The following is a 14,028-nucleotide window of genomic DNA, read 5'->3' as shown; positions in this document are numbered from 1 at the left end:
CCCCCCACGAGAACCGAGAAGGACCAAGTGACAACCATGCGTGTGGAACTGGACGTACCGAAGTGCGTGGCCTCGGGGCAGTGTGTGATGGCCGCCCCTGACGTCTTCGACCAGCGGGACGACGACGGCGTCGCGATCCTGCTGGAGGAACACCCCGCCGAGGAACTCCTCGGCGATGTGCGCGAGGCCGTGGCCGTCTGCCCGGCCGCGGCGATCCGGCTGGTGGAGCAGTGAAGCGCATCGTGGTCGTCGGCGCTTCGGCCGCCGGACTCGCGGCGGCCGAGACCCTGCGCCGCGAGGGCTACGACGGCACGCTCACCCTCCTCGGCGATGAGCCGCACGCCCCCTACGACCGTCCTCCACTGTCCAAGCAGATCCTCTCCGGCGAGTGGACCACCCAGCAGCTGCCGCTGCGCCCGTACGCCGACCTCGACGCCCTGCACCTCGACCTGCGACTCGGAGTGGCGGCGACCGGCCTGGACGTGACGGACCGTACGGTGCGTCTGGCCGACGGCTCACAGGTGCCCTACGACGGACTGATCATCGCCACCGGCGTACGCCCCCGGCGAATGCCCGGCGACGGCGGCGCGCACGTCCTGCGCACCCTGGACGACGCCCTCGCCCTGCGCGAGAGGCTGACCCCCGGCAGCCGTCTGGTGGTTGTGGGCGCCGGATTCCTCGGCGCCGAGGCCGCCGCCGTGGCCTGGCGTCTGGGCGCGCACGTGACCCTGCTCGAACCCGCCCCCGTCCCGCTCGCTCATGCGGTCGGCACCGAAGTCGGACGGATGCTCTCCCAGGCCCACCTCGACCGCGAGGTGGATCTGCGCACCGGCGTCACCGTGACCGAGGTGACCGAGGACGGGGTGCGGCTCGCGGACGGCGAAGTGGTCGAGGCCGACGAGGTCCTGGTCGCCATCGGCTCGCTTCCCAACACCGAGTGGCTGGCGGACAGCGGGCTGGCGGTGGGCGACGGAGTGGTGTGCGACGAGTACTGCCAAGCCGCCCGGGGGGTATACGCGGCCGGTGACGTCGCCCGCTGGAACAACCCGCTGTTCGGGACGTGGATGCGGATCGAGCACCGTACGAACGCCGCCGAGCAGGGCATGGCCGCCGCCCGCAACCTGCTAGCCGCGCCGGATGCGCGCAAGCCGTTCGCGCCGGTGCCGTACTTCTGGTCCGACCAGTACGACATGAAGATCCAGGCCTACGGCTACCTGCGCGGCCACGACGAAGTCGCCGTCGTGGACGGCGACTTGGCCGAGCGCCGGTTCGTCGCCGCCTACCGCACCGGCGAGCGGCTGACCGGCGTCCTGGCGGTCGGCATGCCGCCCAAGGCCATCCGCACCTGGCGGCAGGCCATCGCGGGCGGCACGCCCTGGACCGAAGCCGTCACGGCCACCGGCACCGAAGCGGCCTGACCCACACCCGCAGTCGTCCGGCACGGCTCCCCGAATCCCGGAACCGTGCCGGACGACGCGTACGACGTCAATAACAACAAGGAGGTTGCTCATGCACGACCTTACGGACGACGCGCGAGACGTGGTCGTCGTCACCGGAGCAGGCGGTATGGGGTCGGCGGCGGCGCGGCGGCTGGGCAGCGGGCGGGCACTGATCCTCGCCGACGCCTTCCCCGAGCCGCTCGACCGGGCTGTCGACGCGTTGCGCGCCGAGGGATACGACGCGCGGGGCGTGCTGACCGACGTCTCCGACCGCGCGTCGGTCGAGCAGCTCGCCCGGACCGCTGCCGACGCGGGACGGATCACCGCCGTCGTGCACACCGCCGGCGTCTCCGCTGCCACGGCCTCGGTGCGCACGATCCTCGACGTCGATCTGCTCGGCACGGTGTACGTGATCGAGGCGTTCGAGAAGGTGGCCGTCCGCGGCACGTCGCTGGTCTGCGTCGCCAGCGTGGCCGGGCACATGGCCTCCGTCAGCGCCGAGGACGAGGCCGCCCTCGCGACGGCCCCCGCGGAGGAACTGCTCGGCCTGGGCGTGGTCACAGGCCTGGGCGAGGACCCGATCGCCGCGTACATGCTGGCCAAGCGCGCCAACCTCGTGCGGGTGCAAGCCGCAGCGCTCGCCTGGAACCAGCGTGGGGCCCGCATCAACACCCTCAGCCCTGGCGTCATCTCCACCGCCATGTCCAAGGCGGAGGCCGACTCGGCCTCCGGCGGGCACATGCTCAAGATGCTCGACGCATGCGGCGCGGGCCGCCCCGGCACTCCCGGCGAGATCGCCGAGGCCGTGGCGTTCCTCACCGGCCCCCAGGCGCTGTACATCTCTGGCACCGACCTGCTCGTCGACGGCGGGCAGGCGGCGTGGATCCGCCGGCACATGCAGCACGCGTGACGGCGGCACGACGTGAGCCCAGCGCCGGGAGGCGCTGGGTGAAGCGGTGACGGGCACCTGCGTAGACCCCGGCATGGTGCCGACGGGGTGCACATCGGAGCCTGGAACGAAACTCCAGTCTTGCTGTTCAGGGACTTGCGACGGAGTCGTGGCCCCGGCTCTCGCCGAGGCCACGACTCCGTCGTTCAATGTGTGGTGCTCAAGGTGCGCAGAACAGCGTCGGCCATCCCTTGCTCACCGCGTGTGTTGGGGTGAACGGCCGCCGCGGGGCTGCTGGGCACAAGAGGCTCGATCCAGCGGTCTGCCTCGGCCGAGCAGGCGTCATGGCCTTCCGACGGCGTGTAGGTGTCGACGTACGCGGCCCCGTCGGCCTCGGCCCGCTCGCGGAGTTCGGCGTTGAGCTCCCGCTCCTTCTCCCGCAGGTAGGTCATGTCGCCTGGGGCCAGGGACATCTCGCGCTCGCAGTCGGTGCTGTCGGTGGGCAGGATCGCCGGGTAGCCGACGACGTAGACGCGGGCCTGGGGCGCTCGGCGTTCGATGTCCTTCAGGGCGTCCGTCAGACGGCTGCCGACGGCATCGATCTTCTGCTGGACTTGATCGCTGCCGTCCCTGTTATTGAGCCGCTCGCAGGGGGTGTCGCCGGGGACGTACTTGCCACTGCCGAGGGCGTGGTAGACGGCCCCCATGCCGACGCACCGCTTGATCATCGTGCCAAAGCCGATGTCATTTCCGCCGATGCCCAGGGTGACCAGACGGGTCCTTGCGGAAAGCGCCGTGAACTGGGCGGGATTGGTGCCCTCCTTCGTGCGCTGAGGGGCGGTGAGATCGGCTGTGGTCGCGCCGCTGCAGCTCATGTCGCGGAAGTCGGTTGCCCTGATGCCGAGTTGACGGGCGACCAGGGACGGATAGTTGTGGTCGGAGCGGGCGCAGCCGACCGGGGTGCCCGTCTGGCCGGGGATCCTCGGACCGGCGGTGTAGGAGTCGCCGAGCGCCACGTACGGGCCTTGGGGCGCGGTGAGCGCTGCCGTTGCCCTCGGCGGATTGTCGTCACCGTCGTGGCGTGTGACGCCGACGGCGGTGGCCAGGACTCCGGAGGCAAGGAGGACGCCGGCCAGGGCGGTTCGCAACTGAGTGGTCTTCAAGGTGTTCTGCCTTCCGATTCGGGCGTGACCGCGATGTGCGGGTACGGGATGTGGCCGGCTGTCGGGGGCCGAGGTGCCGGAGCGGTGGGTGCGAGGACGGCGTCTGCCGAACCGTTCGCTGTGGGGAAGGCGGCGGGGTGTGCGTCCACTGCATGGGTTTCCGCGCACCGAGCGAGCAGGAGGACGCCGCGGCCCGCGAGCGCGGCACCCGCGACGGCGAGGAGTGCTCCGGGGAGGCCGCCGTTGATCCGCTCGCCGAGGAGCGTCAGGCCGATCACGGCCGCCGTCATGGGGTTGGCCAGGGTGAGCGTGGCCAGGGGCGCGCCGAGACCGCCGGTGTAAGCGAACTGTGACAACAGCAGTCCGACGAGGGCGAGAACGATCGCGGGGAGAGCGATCAGGGCGGTCTGCCAGGAAACCGGGCGGCCTGAGTGCAACACGGTCTGGGTGAGGGCGGAGCCGGTGCCGGAGGCGATGCCCGAAGCGGCGGCGAGCGTGAGGGTGCGCGGTGAGCCGGTGCGGACGGCCAGGGCGAGGGGGACGATGAGGGCTGCGGGCACCGCCACGGCTACGGCGGACGAGGCGTCGAGGACACCGGCGGAACCGGCACCGGTCGTGGTCGTCGTGACCAGAGCGAAGCCGAGGAGGGTGAGGGAGACGCCCCGCCATTCCGTACGGCTGACGCGCCGCCCGGCGCCACGCGCGCCGAGCGGGACGGCGGCGACCACGGTGAGGGCACCGAGGCACTGGACCAAGGTGAGCGGGCCGTACTTGAGGGCGGCCACATGCAATGCGGCGCCCAGGGCGTTGGCGGCGTTCGACGCCCACCAGGCGCCCTTGGTCAGCAGGGAGCGCAGACCGGCGCGCGCGGGGTCGGCCGAGGCAACGCGGTGCTGCATCGTGGCCCCGGTGGCGTAGGCGGTGACGGACGCGAGAGCGAGAGCCACGGCGACCGGGACGTTCATCGCGGGCTCCCATCGGGTTCTCGAAGATCTGCGGTACCTCGGCCGGTCGGCACGGTTTCCGCCCTGGTGGGCGGGGTTGCTGAGGCGCGTTCTCGTGGTCTTCACGATTCCGTCGACGACGGCCCGGAAGGAGGGAGCGCCCTCCCGGAACGGGGGTGGAGCGGGCTACACCATCGGCTCCGGGAGCAGTGCCAGGGGGAACGACTCGGGGCCCGGCGGCGAGCTGGGGGGAGCTCGAACCGCCGGGCCCTGAGCGCGCCGGCCCCCCGTCCCCACGGGGTCCGGCGCGGTCGGGGCCGCCGCCGCTCAGGCGGCCCCGGTCTGTGGGGTTCAGCGGATGGGGACAGGCTCCGTGACCGGCGGCTCGGGCTCGATCTGCGTCGCGTGGTTGGGCGAGGCAATCTTGTGACTGAGCTTTTCGCCCTCGACGTCGATGTTCGGCAGCAGCCGGTTCAGCCAGCGCGGCAGGTACCACGCCTTGTCACCCAGGAGCGACAACACGGCCGGCACGATGGCCATGCGGACGATGAAGGCGTCGAAGAGGACGGCGATCGCGAGCCCGAAGCCGATCATCTTGATCATCGACTCGTCGGCACCGACGAAACCGGAGAACACCGCGATCATGATCAGTGCAGCAGCGACCACGACGCGGGCACTGTGCCGGAACCCGGAGACCACCGCCTGCTTGGCCGCGTCCCCATGGACGTAGGACTCACGGATCCGGGAGACGAGGAAGACTTCGTAGTCCATCGCCAGGCCGAAGACGATGCCCACCAGGAAGATCGGCATCATGCTCATGATCGGCCCGGTGGTCTCGACCCCGAGCAGGCTCGCGCCATGGCCCTGCTGGAAGACCAGGACGACCGCGCCGAGGGCGGCAAGCACCGAGAGCAGGAATCCCAGGGCCGCCTTGACCGGGACCAGCAGGGAGCGGAAGACCAGCAACAGGAGCACGATCGCCAGACCGACCACGACCGCCAGGTACGGGATGAGCGCGGCCTGCACCTTCTCGGCTACGTCGATGTCCACGGCGGTCTTGCCGGTGACCTCGAAGCGCGCGCCACCGGTCTTCGCCTCGATGCCCGACCGCTCGTCGCGGATGGTCTTCACCAGGTCCTTGGTCTTCCCGTCCGTGGGACTGGTGGACGGGGTGACGGACAACACGGCCGTGTCACCAGCCGGGTTGAAGCGCGCCGGGGATACGGACACGACCCCGTCGGTGGCTGCGATGTCCTTGGAGATCGTCGCCGCGGCCGCCTTCGGGTCGGTGGCTCTCTTTGCGTCGACCACGATGGTCAGCGGGCCGTTGAAGCCGGGGCCGAAGCCCTGGGCGAGGTCGTCGTAGGCACGGCGCTCGGTGGTGGAGGTCGGCTTGGCCTCATCACCCGGCATGCCCAGCTCGAGGTTCAGGACCGGGGCTGCCACGGCGCCCAGGCCCACGACGCCGAGCAGCAGGACGGGCAGCGGGTGGCGTACGACGATCCGCGCCCAGCGAGAGCCCCCGTTGTGCTGCTTGCGCTGCTTCCTGCGGTAGCGCTTGGAGTTCCTGCGCGCCCCGCGCGAGAGCACCGCGTTGGGCCAGAACCCCAGCAGGGCGGGTACGAGCGTCAGGCACACCAGCACGGACAGCAGCACAGCACCCGCGGCGGCCAGCCCCATCTTGGTGAGCATCGGGATGCCGACGACGAACAGTCCTGCGAGCGCGATGACGACGGTCAGTCCGGCGAAGACCACCGCCGAGCCGGCGGTTCCCACGGCCAGCCCCGCCGCCTCCCCCGGTGCATGCCCCTTGGCGCGTTCCTCCCGGTAGCGGGAGACCACGAACAGGGCGTAGTCGATGCCGCAGGCCAGGCCGAGCATGGTGGCCAGGGTGCCGGTGCTGTCGGACAGACCGAACGCGCTGGAGAGCGCCAGGATCCCGGTCATGCTGACGGCTACCCCAATGATCGCCGTGAGCAGGGGCAGCCCGGCCGCGGCCATCGACCCGAAGGTGATCAGCAGCACGAGCGCGGCCACGGCGATGCCGATCACCTCGGTCATACCGCCCGCCCCGGGCTTCTCGGCCAGGGCGTTCCCGCCGACCTCGACGGTCAGCCCGGCGTCGCGGGCCTGGTCGATGGCGCGCTCCAAGTGCTCCTTGCTCACGTCGGAGAGGTCGTCGGCGGTGACCTTGAAGCTGACGGTCGCGTACGCCGTCGTACCGTCCTCGCTCACCGCCTTGGCCTGGAACGGGTCCACCGCACCGGCGACCTGCGAACCGTCGGCGGCCGCGTCGACGAGGTGCTCGATGGCCTTCTTGTTCTCTGTCCCGGTCACCTTCTCACCGCCGGGCGCGACGAACACGATCCGGGCGCTCGCGGCGTCGGCGACGGAGCCGGGGAAGCGCTGTTCCAGCAGGTCGAACGCCTTCTGCGACTCGATGCCGGGCGCGGTGAACCCCTCGTCCTTGGCCGTGGACGCCTGCGAGGCGGCGAAGCCGACGCCGCCCAGTACGGCCACCCACAACAAGGCGACGAACCATCGCCACCGGAAGGACACACGGCCCAGGTGATAAAGGACAGTTGCCATGGCGGGAGGAGCCTCCAGATCAGCGGATCGGAACGAAGACAAGCGTTGGAAGAACCGCCTCGCTCGCGCGTCAGGCCGGCTGAAGGTGGGGGGAGGGGGCGTTCTTCGGTGTCCTCCACGATTCCGCGTGACGATCTCCGCCACGAGGGAGAGCTCTCCCCGATCGGTGGTGTAGCCCGCTACACCATTGCTCCCTACGGGCCGCGGCGGGCGTACGGCGGCGTCCACGAGTTCCTTCACGTGTGCTGCGGGCGCGGAGAGGCCCAGGGTCTGGAAGGACCAGCGCTGCGTGTCTTCCTGGCTCAGCCCATCAGGACGTTCCGCCACGTACGGCTGGATGTAGACAGGCGTGCCGGGCTGGCTTGCCGGCCTTCGGACAGGGCGCCGATGTCGAACCGCGTTATAGCCGAGGGCGTCCAGCATCTGGGCCACATGCGCCTTGACGGTTATGTCGTCGCCGGCGATCGGCCGGGCACTGCGGTCGGGTTTCCGGTGGGGCGGGCGCCCAGCGGCTTACGCTTCACGACTGAACGGGACAGGCCGACGGGCTCGGCCCTCTTTCCCCGACTACGCGACGGAGACGACAGCCCACGCGTGATCAGAACGGGCCGCCGGGATCGCCTCACCATCACGCAGACGGTCGGCCTTTAATGTCGACCTCGGCGTGAGCGACGAAGTCATCGACAAGTCGTTGGAACAGCCCGGCGAGCTGCGCCAGGTCCTCGGGCGGCCAGTCCGCCAGAGCCATCTGCATGCCGCGGCGGCGCACATCCTGCATGCGCTCGACCGCGGCCAGACCGGCCTCCGTCAGCTGAACGCGCTGTGCTCGCCGATCATCCGGATCCGGAACGCGAGTGACGTAGCCGGACCTCTCCAGCTGCCGCAGCTGCCGGGTGACGTGGGATGCCTCCACAGACAACCGGACCGCCAGCACTCCGGGGCGCAGCGGCTCGCTCTCGGCGATGTGCCGCAGGATCGCCGCGGCGGCGCGGTCCAGTGACAGGCCGGACTCGGCCATCAGGCGCTCGTGCTGCCGGGCCCGGCCGGCCAGGTAGGCGATGCGGGTGAGGGCGCGCTCGATCTCGATCACGTCCGGCGAGGCCGGTTCCGCCGTGGGGTGTGGTGTGGACACGCACCCAGGCTAGCTCTTCTTGCCTAACTCAAGCAAAATAAGAAATTGCTTGACTTAGGCAAGGTCGATCTGCTTGCCTAAGTCAAGGAAGTCCGAAGTGGCACAGAGCCACCTCCTCCGCCCTGTGCGCGTCAAGGCCCTATGGCTGCCTGCCCAGGGCCTGCAGACCGGGCCGTTTGAGCGGAAACGGCCCCGCCGCGCCCAGCCCCCAGGGGACGGGGAACGGGCGCGGTCCCGGGCCCGGCGGCCGGACATCTCCCCCCGTCCGCCGCCGGGCCCCGAGGACACCCATCGGCACTCCCGGCCCGTCCCCACCTCACACAACCAGCGCTCTCCAGAAAGTGAGTCACTTCATGGCCACGATGAAGTCCGTCCGGACCGGTACCGGTGGACAGAACAAGATCGACGTAGTGGACACTCAGCGTCCCGTCCCGGGGCCAAAGGACGCCCTGCTCCGGATCCGCGCCTGCGGCATCTGCGGTACCGATACCGCCTTCTTGCACATGGGCGGCATGCCTGCCCGGGCCCAGGCGGGCGGAGAGATGGTCTCCATTCCCCTCGGTCACGAGCCGGCGGGCGAGATCGCGGAGGTGGGTGCCGAAGTGGCCGGTCTGAAGGCCGGTGACCGCGTCGTTGTCAATCCTCAGGCCGCTCCTTCGGGCATCATCGGCTGCGGTGGCAGACACGGCGCCATGAGCGAGTACCTCCTCATCGAGAACTGCGTCGTCGGCCAGAGCGTCGCCGTCTTCCCCGACTATGTCCCCTTCGACGTCGCCGCGCTGAACGAGCCCATGGCAGTCGCCCGGCACTGCGTCAACCGCTCCGAGGCCAAGCCGGGCGACAAGGTCGTCATCTTCGGGGCCGGGCCCATCGGACTGGGCGCCACCATCTGGCTCAAGCTGCGCGGCGTCGAGCACGTGGTCGTCGCGGATGTCATCCCCGAGCGGCTTGAGACCGCTCTGGCCGTCGGTGCGGACGCCGTCGTCAACTCGGCAACCGAAGACGTCACCGCCCGGCTGACGGAACTGCACGGACAGGCGGCCAACGCCCTCGGCCAGCCCCGGGCGGGCACCGACATCTACATCGACGCCGCCGGTGCACCCGCCGTCTTCAACGCCACCGTCGCCGCCGCCAAGTGGGGCGCCAAGCTGGTCATGGTCGCCGTACAGAAGAAGGGCGCCGACATCGACCTCGGCGGCATGCTCCGCAGCGAACTCACCCTCATCGCCTCGCAGGGCTACCCCACCGAGATCTTCGAGGTCACCCCCGAACTCGCCGAGCACCACGAGCGGTTCGCCAGGCTCATCAGCCACCGCGTCCCCTTCTCCGAGGCCGACCGCGCCTTCGACCTCGCTCTGACCCCGGGAGCGGCCGAGAAGGTCGTCGTCACCTTCGACGACCAGCCGTAACAGCCGTAGGCGCGGCGGCCCGCTCCCTCGCGAAAGCAGAGTGGCGCCCCTGGCTGCCGCGTGCGCAGCAAATGAGGTCGACAGGACTGGGGTCCGGGAGCACATCAACCCGGTCCGACAGCGGTCAGCCGAATCGTCCCGCCCAACTGGTCACCTACTGATCTCCCAACGGAGGCTCTTCCATGTCCGACGCCCTTGCCCAACGCGCCGCGGCCGGGCCCGCCGCCGCGCCGAGGCCGAACGCCGTGGTGGCGGTTCTGGCCTTCGCCGGGATCGTGGTCTCGCTGATGCAGACCCTCGTCATCCCGATCGTCCCCGAGCTGCCGAAGTACCTGAACGCCTCGGCGTCGAACACCGCCTGGGCGGTCACCGCCACCCTGCTGGCCGCCGCCGTCGCCACCCCGGTCGTCGGACGCCTCGGTGACATGTTCGGCAAGCGCCGCATGCTCCTGGCCAGCCTCGCGCTGCTGGTGTCCGGCTCGGTCGTCTGCGCCCTGAGCTCCTCGCTCGTGCCGATGATCGTCGGCCGGACTCTGCAGGGCCTGTCCGCGGCCGTGGTCCCGCTCGGCATCAGCGTCCTACGCGACGTCCTGCCAGCCGAGCGGCTCGCCGGCTCCACAGCCCTGATGAGCGCCTCGCTCGGGGTCGGCGGCGCGCTGGGGCTGCCCTCGGCCGCGTTCATCGCCGACAACTACGACTGGCACGTGCTGTTCTGGACCTCCGCCATCCTCGGTGTCGTCGCTCTCGCGCTCGTCCTGCTGATCGTGCCCGAGTCGAAGGTCCGCACCGGCGGCAGCTTCGACCTGCTCGGCGCGCTCGGCCTGTCCGCCGCGCTGGTGTCCCTGCTGCTGGCCATCTCCAAGGGCGCCGACTGGGGCTGGACCAGCGGCACCACCCTCGGCCTGTTCGCCACCGCGATCGCGGTCTTCCTGCTGTGGGGCCGGTACGAACTGCGCACGGCCCAGCCGCTGGTGGACCTGCGCACAACCGCCCGCCGCCAGGTGCTGTTCACCAACCTCGCCTCGGTCGCGCTCGGCTTCTCGATGTTCGCCATGTCGCTCGTCCTGCCGCAGGTTCTCCAGCTGCCCGAGCAGACCGGCTACGGCCTCGGCAAGTCCATGCTTGCCGTCGGCCTGATCCTGGCCCCGCAGGGCCTGGTGATGATGGCCATGTCCGCCGTGTCCGCAGGCATCACCAAGGCGAAGGGCCCCAAGACCACCCTGATGATCGGCGCGATCATCGTGGCCGCCGGCTACAGCCTGAGCGTCGTGACGATGTCCGAAATCTGGCACATCATGCTGGTCGCCTGCATCATCGGCGGCGGCATCGGCTTCGCCTATGGCGCCATGCCCGCACTGATCATGGGCGCCGTGCCCGCTTCCGAGACGGCCGCCGCCAACAGCCTCAACACCCTGATGCGCTCTATGGGCACCTCGTTCGCCAGCGCTCTCGCCGGCGTCATCCTGGCCCAGATGACCACCGACTTCGGCGGCTACCCCCTGCCCTCCGAGAACGGCTTCAAGGTGGTCATGGCCATCGGCGCCGGTGCCGCCCTCCTCGCCTTCGCCCTCGCCTCCTTCCTCCCGCGCCACCGGGCCGCCGCCGCACCGGCCCAGGGGGCCGAAGGCGCTGCCGAGCCGGCGGAGGTCTCCGGGGCGAAGTCCTAGCACGCACGAACCATGCGCGTACGTGGCCGGTCTCCGGCCGCGTACGCGCGGTACGACCCATCGGCGGGGCACCAGAAGAGACGAGAGCAGCCATTTCCACGAGGGATTGCCTGCAAAGGGGAGAGCCGTGAACCTCCGCGGTCAACGCCGCCCTCACTCGCTCACGGGCGTGCGCCTGGTCGGGCCGCCTGGCCTGATCACGGTGCGGGAGACAGTCCGGCAGGCGGGACGGGCCACTGTCCACCTGGCCATTGCGGCCGTGCAAGCTGAGGCGCTTCATCTCGTAGACGGTGACGATGACCCGGCAGTGCGGGGCGTGCGCCTTGATGTCCCGTGCGGTCTTCAGCGCCTGCTCGAACTGGGGGCGGAGGTGACCGCGCCGCCGCGCGAGCGGCACGGTGATCCGGGCTGTGCGTCACACTTCGGACAGGCGTGCTGTTCGACATCGTCCACGTCCGACCGGTCGGTTGGGGAGGGCTGAGGGTCCGTCATGGACCGGGATTTCGCACCATGCCAGTCTCAGAAGGGGGGCCGTCCCGCTCTTGAGTGAGTACGGTGCAAGCAGTCTCAGAACCAGGAAGGGCCGGCGTTGACGTAGGGCGCTTCCAGCGTGGCCGCCTCGTCGTCCGACAGCAGGAGGTCGAGGGCTTCGGCGGCCTGCTGGAGGTGGTGGGGCTGGGTTGCGCCGACGATGGGCGCGGAGACGAGCGGATTGTGCAGGACCCAGGCGAGGGCGATCTGGGCCATGGTGACGCCACGGGCCTGGGCGAGGTGCCGCACTGCGTTGATGACCGGCTCGTCGTGGGGGCTGTCGAAGGACTGCACGACGTGGTCGGTGGTGGAGCGGGTGCTCTGCTCGCCGACGGGCCGGGCGAGGCGGCCCTTGCCGTTGGGCGAGTACGGCACCAGTCCTACGCCCATGTCGCCGCACATGGCCATCAGTTCTCGCTCGTCCTGGCGGCGCAGCAGGTTGTACTGGTTCTGCATGGACACGAAGCGGGTCCAGCCGCCGAGGTCGGCGGCGTGCTGGAGCTTGGCGAACTGCCAGGCGTACATCGAGGAGGCGCCGATGTAGCGGACCTTTCCGGCCTTGATGACGTCGTGCAGGGCCTCCATCGTCTCCTCGACGGGGGTGTCGTCGTCGAAGCGGTGGATCTGGTAGAGGTCGATGTAGTCGGTGCCCAGCCGGCTGAGGGACGCATCGACCTGTTCGAGGATCGCCTTGCGGGACAGGCCCTCGCCGCCGGGCCCCTCGTGCATCTTGCCGCGGACCTTGGTGGCCAGAACGATGTCCTCGCGCCGGGCGTATCGGGTGATGGCGCGACCGGTGATCTCCTCTGAGGTGCCGGCCTGGTAGACGTTGGCGGTGTCCCAGAAGGTGATGCCCAGTTCGACGGCCTGCCGGAAGAACGGGAGGGCCTTGTCCTCGGTCAGCGCCCACGGGTGGGCGCCTGGGACGGTCGGGTCGCCGTAGCTCATGCATCCCAGGGCGAGCCTGCTGATACGCAGGCCGGTGGTTCCCAACCGGGTGTACTCCATCGTCGTGTCCTTCTCTTTGGTGCGACGTCGAGCAGCGGGAGAGGGGTCTCGTCCGCGTCGGGAGGTCCCAGGCTGTGGCAGCGCGTCGCGTCGGGTGGTGTCAGAGGTTGGTCTGGGCTTCGAGAAAGTCGGGGTAACGGCCGCCTTGAATGCCGATGCTGTCCGCGGCCTGGGTGAGGGTGTCGAGGTCGGCGGCGGCGAGGGTGAGGTCGGCGGCGGTGATGTTCTCGGCCAGGCGGTGGGGTTTGGTGGTGCCGGGGATCGGGACGATCCACGGCTTCTGCGCGAGCAGCCAGGCCAGGGCGACCTGCCCGGGGGTGGCGTCGTGGGCGGTGGCGACGTCGCGGACGACGTCGACGAGGGCGAGGTTGTGGGCGAGCGCGTCGCCGCTGAACCTCGGGATCTGGGTGCGCAGGTCGTTGCCGTCCTCGAACCGGGTGGCGGTGTCGATCGTGCCGGTGAGGAACCCCTTGCCGAGAGGACTGAACGGGACGAACCCGATGCCGAGGTCCTCGCACGCGTCGAGGACGCCCTGTTCGGGGCGGCGCCACCACAGGGAGTACTCGCTCTGGATCGCGGTGACCGGCTGGACGGCGTGGGCGCGGCGGATGGTGTCGGCGGCCGCTTCGGAGAGGCCGTAGTGCATGACCTTCCCCGCGTCGATGAGGTCTTTCACCGCGCCGGCGAAGTCCTCGATGGGGACGTCGGGGTTGATGCGGTGCTGGTAGTACAGGTCGATCGTCTCGACGCCGAGACGCCGCAGGGAGCCTTCCACGACGCGGGGCAGCTCATCCGGGGTGACCATCCGGCCGCGCGGCGTGCGGGAGGCGGGGTCGATGTCCTGGGCGAACTTCGTGGCGATCACGACACGGTCGCGGAACGGGGCGAGGGCTTCGCCGACGAGTTCCTCGTTGGCGTGGGGGCCGTAAATCTCGGCGGTGTCGAAAAACGTGACTCCGGATTCCACAGCGGTGCGCAGCAACTGGATCATCTGCTGACGATCAGGGCGGCCGCTGTACCCGCCGGTCGTGCTCATGCAGCCGAGCCCGATCGCCGAGACCTGCAGGCCGCTTGCTCCGAGAGTGCGGGTGTCCATAATGCGCTCCTTGCGTTCGGTCAGTCGATGACGGGTGGGGTGAAGATGCGTTGCACGATGGTGATCGCCGCAGCACCCGCGGCCAGCCGAGTCCGGGCCGTCCCCAGTCGTGGGCGGCTGCGCAGGCGTGCGGCTGCGCCTGATCCCGGGTGCTCATGGCC

General features: G+C 70.2%; 11 protein-coding genes. 5 read left to right on the top strand and 6 right to left on the bottom strand.

Annotated elements, in window-relative coordinates; translation table 11 throughout:
- The first annotated feature begins 36 nt into the window (after nucleotides 1–36).
- The 3 genes from ABZ016_RS23615 (at nucleotide 37) to ABZ016_RS23605 (ending at nucleotide 2,349) form a co-directional block, all read left to right on the top strand.
- Nucleotides 37–234, top strand: a complete 198-nt coding sequence (locus tag ABZ016_RS23615) for a ferredoxin (protein WP_356918648.1) — start codon at nucleotides 37–39, stop codon at nucleotides 232–234.
- Nucleotides 231–1,418 carry an FAD-dependent oxidoreductase gene (locus tag ABZ016_RS23610; protein ID WP_356918633.1) on the top strand — a complete coding sequence of 396 codons (1,188 nt, stop codon included), beginning with the start codon at nucleotides 231–233 and terminating at the stop codon, nucleotides 1,416–1,418. The genes ABZ016_RS23615 and ABZ016_RS23610 overlap by 4 nt, the downstream gene beginning before the upstream one ends.
- A 91-nt stretch (nucleotides 1,419–1,509) precedes the next feature.
- The gene (locus ABZ016_RS23605; RefSeq protein WP_356918632.1) at nucleotides 1,510–2,349 is read left to right on the top strand and encodes an SDR family oxidoreductase; all 840 of its coding nucleotides are present in this window, start codon (nucleotides 1,510–1,512) and stop codon (nucleotides 2,347–2,349) included.
- A 185-nt stretch (nucleotides 2,350–2,534) separates the two neighbouring features.
- Here ABZ016_RS23605 and ABZ016_RS23600 read toward each other — a convergent pair whose 3' ends face one another.
- The 4 genes from ABZ016_RS23600 to ABZ016_RS23585 form a co-directional block, all read right to left on the bottom strand.
- A complete protein-coding gene (locus ABZ016_RS23600) occupies nucleotides 2,535–3,491 on the bottom strand; it encodes an SGNH/GDSL hydrolase family protein (RefSeq protein ID WP_356918631.1) in 957 nt (318 codons plus the stop codon).
- The gene (locus ABZ016_RS23595) at nucleotides 3,488–4,456 is read right to left on the bottom strand and encodes a DMT family transporter (protein ID WP_356918630.1); all 969 of its coding nucleotides are present in this window, start codon (nucleotides 4,454–4,456) and stop codon (nucleotides 3,488–3,490) included. The genes ABZ016_RS23600 and ABZ016_RS23595 overlap by 4 nt, the downstream gene beginning before the upstream one ends.
- A 330-nt stretch (nucleotides 4,457–4,786) precedes the next feature.
- Entirely contained in the window at nucleotides 4,787–7,024 is a 2,238-nt protein-coding gene (locus ABZ016_RS23590) for an MMPL family transporter (protein ID WP_356918629.1), read from the bottom strand.
- A gap of 628 nt (nucleotides 7,025–7,652) precedes the next feature.
- The gene (locus tag ABZ016_RS23585) at nucleotides 7,653–8,156 is read right to left on the bottom strand and encodes a MarR family transcriptional regulator (protein WP_356918628.1); all 504 of its coding nucleotides are present in this window, start codon (nucleotides 8,154–8,156) and stop codon (nucleotides 7,653–7,655) included.
- 353 nt (nucleotides 8,157–8,509) lie between these two features.
- Between ABZ016_RS23585 and ABZ016_RS23580 the strand changes: the two genes are divergently transcribed.
- Nucleotides 8,510–9,565 (top strand): zinc-binding dehydrogenase, encoded by a 1,056-nt coding sequence (locus ABZ016_RS23580; RefSeq protein ID WP_356918627.1) that lies wholly within the window; start codon nucleotides 8,510–8,512, stop codon nucleotides 9,563–9,565.
- A 182-nt stretch (nucleotides 9,566–9,747) separates the two neighbouring features.
- Entirely contained in the window at nucleotides 9,748–11,232 is a 1,485-nt protein-coding gene (locus tag ABZ016_RS23575) for an MFS transporter (RefSeq protein WP_356918626.1), read from the top strand.
- Between the two features lie 567 nt (nucleotides 11,233–11,799).
- On the opposite strand, the gene ABZ016_RS23570 is transcribed toward ABZ016_RS23575, so the two are convergent.
- Entirely contained in the window at nucleotides 11,800–12,771 is a 972-nt protein-coding gene (locus tag ABZ016_RS23570; protein ID WP_356918625.1) for an aldo/keto reductase, read from the bottom strand.
- Between the two features lie 100 nt (nucleotides 12,772–12,871).
- On the bottom strand, nucleotides 12,872–13,867 hold the full coding sequence (locus ABZ016_RS23565) for an aldo/keto reductase (RefSeq protein ID WP_356918624.1): 996 nt from the start codon (nucleotides 13,865–13,867) through the stop codon (nucleotides 12,872–12,874).
- Nucleotides 13,868–14,028: the final 161 nt, after the last annotated feature.

This window comes from Streptomyces sp. NPDC006372 (assembly GCF_040612515.1).
Classification (GTDB): Bacteria; Actinomycetota; Actinomycetes; order Streptomycetales; family Streptomycetaceae; genus Streptomyces.
This window is presented reverse-complemented; position numbering and strand designations above follow the sequence as displayed.

Excerpts from the sequence above, each read along its gene's own strand:
- ABZ016_RS23615 (WP_356918648.1), top strand. The coding sequence starts at position 37 with ATGCGTGTGGAACTGGACGTACCGAAGTGCGTGGCCTCGGGGCAGTGT.
- ABZ016_RS23605 (WP_356918632.1), top strand. The coding sequence starts at position 1,510 with ATGCACGACCTTACGGACGACGCGCGAGACGTGGTCGTCGTCACCGGA.
- ABZ016_RS23595 (WP_356918630.1), bottom strand. The coding sequence starts at position 4,456 with ATGAACGTCCCGGTCGCCGTGGCTCTCGCTCTCGCGTCCGTCACCGCC.
- ABZ016_RS23590 (WP_356918629.1), bottom strand. The coding sequence starts at position 7,024 with ATGGCAACTGTCCTTTATCACCTGGGCCGTGTGTCCTTCCGGTGGCGA.
- ABZ016_RS23580 (WP_356918627.1), top strand. The coding sequence starts at position 8,510 with ATGGCCACGATGAAGTCCGTCCGGACCGGTACCGGTGGACAGAACAAG.
- ABZ016_RS23575 (WP_356918626.1), top strand. The coding sequence starts at position 9,748 with ATGTCCGACGCCCTTGCCCAACGCGCCGCGGCCGGGCCCGCCGCCGCG.
- ABZ016_RS23570 (WP_356918625.1), bottom strand. The coding sequence starts at position 12,771 with ATGGAGTACACCCGGTTGGGAACCACCGGCCTGCGTATCAGCAGGCTC.
- ABZ016_RS23565 (WP_356918624.1), bottom strand. The coding sequence starts at position 13,867 with ATGGACACCCGCACTCTCGGAGCAAGCGGCCTGCAGGTCTCGGCGATC.